Source organism: Altibacter sp. (assembly GCF_019913785.1).
Taxonomy (GTDB): Bacteria; Bacteroidota; Bacteroidia; order Flavobacteriales; family Flavobacteriaceae; genus Altibacter.
In genome coordinates this window covers 1-6,562 of sequence record NZ_JAIOHK010000010.1, presented here as the reverse complement: position 1 = coordinate 6,562, position 6,562 = coordinate 1, and the positions used below count along the sequence as shown (strand labels likewise).

At 41.4% G+C, this 6,562-nt stretch carries 5 protein-coding genes and 1 pseudogene; all 6 read left to right on the top strand.

All coding sequences use genetic code 11. The features are described 5' to 3' along the window. On the top strand, window positions 1-1,371 hold a 1,371-nt coding region (locus K8F54_RS01290; protein WP_290785942.1), incomplete at its 5' end, for a hypothetical protein. Continuing rightward, the gene (locus K8F54_RS01285; RefSeq protein ID WP_290785939.1) at window positions 1,362-2,489 is read left to right on the top strand and encodes a glycosyltransferase family 4 protein; all 1,128 of its coding nucleotides are present in this window, start codon (window positions 1,362-1,364) and stop codon (window positions 2,487-2,489) included. The genes K8F54_RS01290 and K8F54_RS01285, both read left to right, overlap by 10 nt. Next, complete coding sequence (locus tag K8F54_RS01280; protein ID WP_290785936.1) at window positions 2,486-3,601, top strand: glycosyltransferase; 1,116 nt, start codon at window positions 2,486-2,488, stop codon at window positions 3,599-3,601. Before K8F54_RS01285 ends, K8F54_RS01280 begins: the two co-directional genes overlap by 4 nt. Continuing rightward, window positions 3,598-4,650, top strand: a complete 1,053-nt coding sequence (locus tag K8F54_RS01275; RefSeq protein WP_290785933.1) for a glycosyltransferase family 4 protein — start codon at window positions 3,598-3,600, stop codon at window positions 4,648-4,650. The genes K8F54_RS01280 and K8F54_RS01275 overlap by 4 nt, the downstream gene beginning before the upstream one ends. Next, the gene (locus K8F54_RS01270; protein ID WP_290785931.1) at window positions 4,647-6,002 is read left to right on the top strand and encodes an O-antigen ligase family protein; all 1,356 of its coding nucleotides are present in this window, start codon (window positions 4,647-4,649) and stop codon (window positions 6,000-6,002) included. The genes K8F54_RS01275 and K8F54_RS01270 overlap by 4 nt, the downstream gene beginning before the upstream one ends. Next, window positions 5,968-6,562: pseudogene (locus tag K8F54_RS01265) on the top strand (glycosyltransferase family 1 protein); the annotation flags it as partial. The gene K8F54_RS01270 and the pseudogene K8F54_RS01265, both read left to right, overlap by 35 nt.

Sequence of the window (6,562 nt, the reverse complement as noted above, 5' to 3'; positions counted from 1 at the left end):
AAAAAAAACATATTCATTCTCATTCCCGATGGAGTAGGTATTAAAAACTACCTGTATTCGAAAACATTTAAAAATTCGGAGGCGGCACTCACCTTGTTCCATAATTTTGATGCCGATACGATTGCACAAATAGAAAAAGAGGTTACAATTACTGCAAAAATTGAGATTCCAACCTATAAAGAAAATGTACGAGAAAAGTTTCTACGGGAGCTTATCCACCTGGCTCGGCTGCAGTACAACGCAAAAAAAGTAGACAACCCAACCATACTAGATTTTTGGAAAAAAGGACATAAAAGTCTGAAACTTAAAGTCTTCTACTCCCTGGTGACCCTTGCCTCGAAATTCGTGAATTCGTACCAAAGCATCCTAAAGCTCGAAAAAAAATACGATGCATCGCTTCGAAAAAACGCCTTTTATAAGCAACTGTATTCGATATTGGCCCAACACGCCCCTGATATTATTTTCTGTACACATCAGCGTGCCTTGAAAGCCCCAACCGTTTTTGCAGCGGCAAGTGATCTCAACATTCGGACGGCCACGGTCATCTACTCTTGGGACAACCTTCCCAAGGCCCGACTGGCACTACGAGCAGATACCTATTTTGTGTGGTCTTCTCATATGGAACGGGAACTGCAATTGTTCTATCCTGAAATTCCTTCCGAACAAATTCAGGTGACTGGAACCCCGCAGTTCGAATTCTATAAAGACCCAAAGAATATCCTGGAAAAGGATGCCTTCTTTGCACAATACGGATTGGACAAGGGAAAACGACTGCTCTGTTTTTCGGGCGATGATACCCGGACTTCACCGTATGACCCCTATTATCTCAATGATCTTGCAGAGGCAATCACCCAAAGCGGACTCGATTCCACCTGTCAGATAGTGTTTCGAAGGTGTCCCGTGGATGTTACCGGGCGCTATGACTGGGTATTGATTAAATTTCCAAACCTTATCGTGGATATGCCACCCTTATGGAATTTCAATTCGAAGATTTGGTCGGCTGTTTATCCTACGTTCGAAGATGTAAAGCTTTTAGTGAGTTTGGCCTGCTATGCCGATCTGGTGATTAACGTAGGATCGACCATGGCTTTTGACTTTGGAATGTTCGACAAACCCTGTCTATTCATTAACTACGACTATAAAGAAGATCCTAACTGGTCTGTAAATACTATTTATAACTATCAGCATTTCCGTAGTATGCCTTCCACAAAAGCGGTATTTTGGTTGAACGATCGAGAATCAATTGCTCAAGTAGTAGAAACAGCGCTTTCTAGTCCGAATACCGCCATCAAGGAGTGGTTCGAAACAGTAGTGACGTATCCTGAAACTGCTTCCGAAAAAATAAGTAAAGAACTCAACCAATGCATGTAGTTTTTATATCGCATGAATATCCCTTATGGTCACCCGGTGGTGTAGGAAGTTTTTTGCAAACATTTGGAAGAGCCCTTGTGCAAAGGGGTCATCGTGTAAGCATTGTAGGAGCAGGTAAAAGTACTTCCGAAGAAATTTTGGAAGATGAAGGCGTGCAATTGTACCGTTTGCCAAAAAAAAAGGGGTTTGTCCCGGCTGTTGTACATAACGGAATTCAGCTGAACAAAAAGCTGAAACAACTTCATAAAGCACATCCCATCGATATTATTGAATCTGCCGAATTAGGATTGGCACTATTGTCGCATGCACACCCGGCTAAGAAGGTAATTCGCCTTCACGGCGGGCATCATTTTTTTGCTGAAGCCGAAAAACGAGGCATTAATTGGCGAAAAGGACTGTTGGAAAAGCGTTCGTTTAAAAAGGCCGATGCCTTTATTGCGGTGTCAAAGTATGTAAAAGACCATACCGGTACATTTCTGAGTTATCATAGTAAGCCCATCGAAATCATTCCACATCCTCTGGATACTACCATGGAAAAACCCGAGGTGACGGTAAAGGAAGATCATATTTTATTCGCGGGCACTGTATGTGAAAAGAAAGGAGTTCGGCAGTTAATAGAGGCTTTTAAATTGGTGCGACAAAAATATCCTCAAAAGATGCTTAATATCTTCGGAAGGGATTGGTTCTTTCCCAATGGAGCATCTTATATCGAAATGCTTAAATCTACCTACGATGCCTCGTATTTTGAAAATGTGGTATTCCACGGAAGCATTCCCAGAACCGAACTAAATATACGCTATGCCGAAGCTGTCTTTTGTGTTTTTCCTTCGCATATGGAAACACAAGGTCTCGTCACCTTAGAGGCCATGCTGCTCCAAAAACCGGTGCTCTTTTCTCAATATGGTCCCGGTCCCGAAACCATCACACATCTCGAAAACGGATTGCTCTGTGATGTCTATCGACCCAAAGATATTGCCGAAAAAATGCTTTGGTGTATTGAAAACCCCGAGGCAGCAAAAACCCTTGGTGTAAAAGCGGAAGCAACAGTACGGGCGAAGTACGATAAAAATAGTATTTTAGAGAAGAATCTTGCCTTTTACTCAAGTCTGCTCACATGAAGTTGGTCGTCATCACACATACCCCACATTTTAGAGAACCGGATGCACTCTATGCCTATGGACCCTATGTAAGGGAAATGAATCTTTGGACGAAATATGCAGATAAAACCACTGTTGTGGCCCCGCTTTCCCGTAAAGAGATGAGCCCGATCCACGAGCCGTATGCATCAGCGTCGATCGACATATCAAAGATTCCGGCTATTTCATTTATTTCTTTTTCTGAAGCTGTTTTAGCATTTCTGAAACTGCCTGTTCTCAAATGGAAAATCTTTCGGGCGATGCAAAAGGCAGATCATATCCATATACGATGTCCTGGGACCATTGGATTGGTCGCATGTTTTATTCAAATTTTATTTCCGAAAAAACCTAAAACAGCCAAATACGCAGGGAATTGGGATCCAAAAGCGACGCAGCCGTTGAGTTATCGACTTCAGAAATGGATTTTACGAAATACGTTCTTGACACGGAATATGCAGGTATTGGTCTATGGTGCATGGCCCAAACAAAGCCACAATATTAAACCCTTCTTTACGGCAACCTACCCAATAAGCAGTATAAAAGCAGGTATCTCAAGGAAATTTGAAGCCCCATTTCGGTTTTTGTTTGTTGGGAGCTTGGCTCCGGGGAAACGTCCTTTGTATGCGATTGAGTTAATAAAAACCATGCGAGATCGTGGAATCGATGGTCAATTAGATGTGTTCGGCGAAGGTGCCGAAAGAGTTGCCATGGAAAACTATATAAATCGATATCAACTTTCGGCGTGGATTCGTCTACATGGCAACCAATCGTCTGAACGTGTAGAAAAGGCGTATAAGGAAAGTGATCTATTATTGTTGCCGTCAAAATCGGAAGGCTGGCCGAAGGTGGTGGCCGAAGCCATGTTTTGGGGCGTTGTACCTATAGTCACCAAAATATCCTGTGTTCCGTGGATGTTAGCCGAAGGCCAAAGAGGGATTTTACTCGATGGGGAATTGGGAAAGGATTCGGAGCATCTATTGGGACAATTGAAAGATATCCGCTCGCTATCTGAAATGTCGAAACGCGCCAAAGATTGGTCCCGTCAATATACCACGGATGCGTTCGAAACAGCCATTAAAGAATTGTTGTCATGAGGGTACTGCAACTCATAGATTCACTGCATGCCGGGGGCGCCGAACGGATGGCCGTTACCTTGGCAAACACACTTTCGGAACGCTTGGAGGGCTCGTATTTGTGCGCTACTCGTGCCGAAGGAGTTTTAAAAGAAAGTATCCTACCCGCGACCAATTATATTTTTTTAAACAAAAAGGGGACATTGGATCTTTCGGCCTTATGGCGGTTGCGAAAATTTATAAAGCAACATAAGATCATCATTGTGCATGCGCATACCACATCCTATTTTTTTGCAGCGCTCTTAAAGTTAACACTTCCAAAGCTTAGCGTAATTTGGCACGAGCACCACGGAAATAGGGTTTCAACAAAAAGAACAGGAAATAAAATGCTGTACCTGAGTTCCATTTTCTTTAGCAAGATTATTACGGTAAATGTAGCATTACGCGAATGGTGTAAGCAGCAACTAGCCACCAAACAGGTATACTATGTGCCTAATTTCGTCGTGACAAGCTCTTTTTCTGAAGAAATACAGGTTCGACAGACGACAATTGTCTGCCTTGCCAATTTAAGGGAGCCTAAGAATCATTTAAACTTACTGAAGGCGTTTAAGAAGATACATCAGCAGATACCAAATTGGAAGCTTCAATTGGTAGGTAGTGATTATAATGACGACTATTCTGACGCCTTAAAGCATTTCATTTCGACGAATAGGCTAACCGATGCCGTTGAATTACTAGGAGGGAATGCCCAACCGGAAGCGCTGTTGCTAGGCGCAGCAATAGGAGTTTTGTCTTCAGACAGTGAGGGTTTGCCCATGGCACTATTGGAGTACGGTGCTTCGGGACTAGCAGTTGTGACTACAAGAGTTGGCTATTGTGAAGAAGTTATTAGTACATTTGGCAAAACGGTACTGCCAAACAATCCGGAGGCCCTTTCAGAAGCACTTTTACAGTATATCAATGATCCGGATACTAGAAAAAATGATGCCGCTGCATTTAAAAAACATATAGAAGCCCAGTATTCACAGAATGCTATTTTGCCAAAATTATTAGCGCTTTATAAAAAGTGAGATCGATTAAGCCCATAAAGAAGATCACCTATGTACAACTCTTGTTGTTACATATTGGTATAGCGTTCGTAATTTACCTGTTTCAAACGACCGCCAAATTTTTCTTGTTTGCTGCGGTTGGCTACTTTCTATATCGAGTTTTTTCGAATAGGAACCGAAAAGATGAGGTGCTTCTTGGTGCTGCCTATGTCACCGGTTTCGAAGTTTTTTCCAGAATGACAGGAGGTGCCTTTAATTATGAGTTCGCCAAATTTGCGGTAATCGCATTTCTGGTGATAGGGATGCTCTATAAAGGTTTTACCCGAAAATCTTGGGCCTATATTTTCTTTATACTCTTATTGGCTCCCGGTGTACTTTTTTCGGCCATTAATTTAAATTACGAAACTAATTTTTTAAATGCCATTAGCTTTAACCTGAGTGGACCGTTGTGTCTTGCTATTTCTGCCTTGTATTGTTACAATAGAAAGATCCCGGCCGAAAGATTACAGCAGATCTTGTTGGCGGCATTATTTCCTATAGTCACGATGACTACCTATCTGTACTTGTATACACCTAATATCAGAGATGTCTTAAGTGGAACGCAATCCAATTTTGAAGCTTCCGGAGGATTTGGCCCTAATCAGGTTTCAACCATTTTGGGCCTTGGAATGTTCATCCTCTTTTCAAGACTGCTATTGATAAAAAACAGATTTATCAATTTTATAGATTTAATGCTGCTGGTATTTATTAGCTACCGTGCTATCGTAACTTTTTCTAGAGGAGGCGTAATTGCCGCCGGAATATGTGCCCTGATTTTTTTCCTTTATTATTTTTACAAGGCGAACCTTAATGAACGAGCTTCGTTAATTCCAAAATCGGTTATTATTGCAGGGGTTATAGTGGTGACTTGGATATTTACCTCAATTTCAACGCTAGGACTTATTGATAAGCGGTATGCTAATCAGGATGCCGCAGGAAGAGAGAAAGCAGATGTTACAACCGGAAGGGCCGAGTTGGTAACCGGTGAAATAGAAACATTCATGGAAAATCCCTTTACTGGAATAGGAGTGGGGAAAATCCGTGAATTTCGCAAGGAAAAAACGGGGCGGGTCGTTGCTACGCACAGCGAGGTGAGTAGAATCTTGTCCGAACACGGAGTCTTCGGGCTATTTGCCCTAATCGTACTGATTATCACACCATTTGTTTTCCGACTTAGCAATCGATCGAACATCTACTTTTTTTCATTTTTTATATTCTGGTTTCTAACCATTAATCATTCCTCCATGCGAATTGCTGCTCCAGCGTTTATTTACGGACTTTGTTTAATTACAATTATCGATGTCAACAGGAAAACTACTATACATAGGAAATAAACTTTCTAAAGAGGGAAGGACAATTTCTTCAATAGAGACGTTGAGTTCTTTGTTAAAGCAGGAAGGGTATATAGTGATTAGTGCTTCTGCTTCTCATTATAAAATTTTACGACTATTGGATATGCTTTGGACTACAGTCAAGTATTCACGACAAGTTTCTAAAGTACTTATCGATACCTATAGTACCCAAAACTTTTATTATGCTGTGGCTGTTTCCAAATGCTGTAGAATTTTAAATCTTGATTATATTCCTATATTACACGGTGGTAACTTACCCAATCGACTTAGAAAAAGCCCTGCTATTTGCAAAAACTTTTTTGGTAAAGCCTTTACCAATGTATCACCCTCTATGTATCTTTTTGAAGCCTTTAAAGCTGAAGGCTACACCAATCTTACCTATATTCCAAATACCATTGAACTTAAAAATTACCCCTTCCTAAAACGGGACTCCACAGCTCCCAAATTGCTTTGGGTGCGTTCTTTTTCTGAAATATACAATCCAAAAATGGCACTGGATGTTTTGGCCTTACTTAAAAACAAAGGCTTGGATGCCTCTCTTT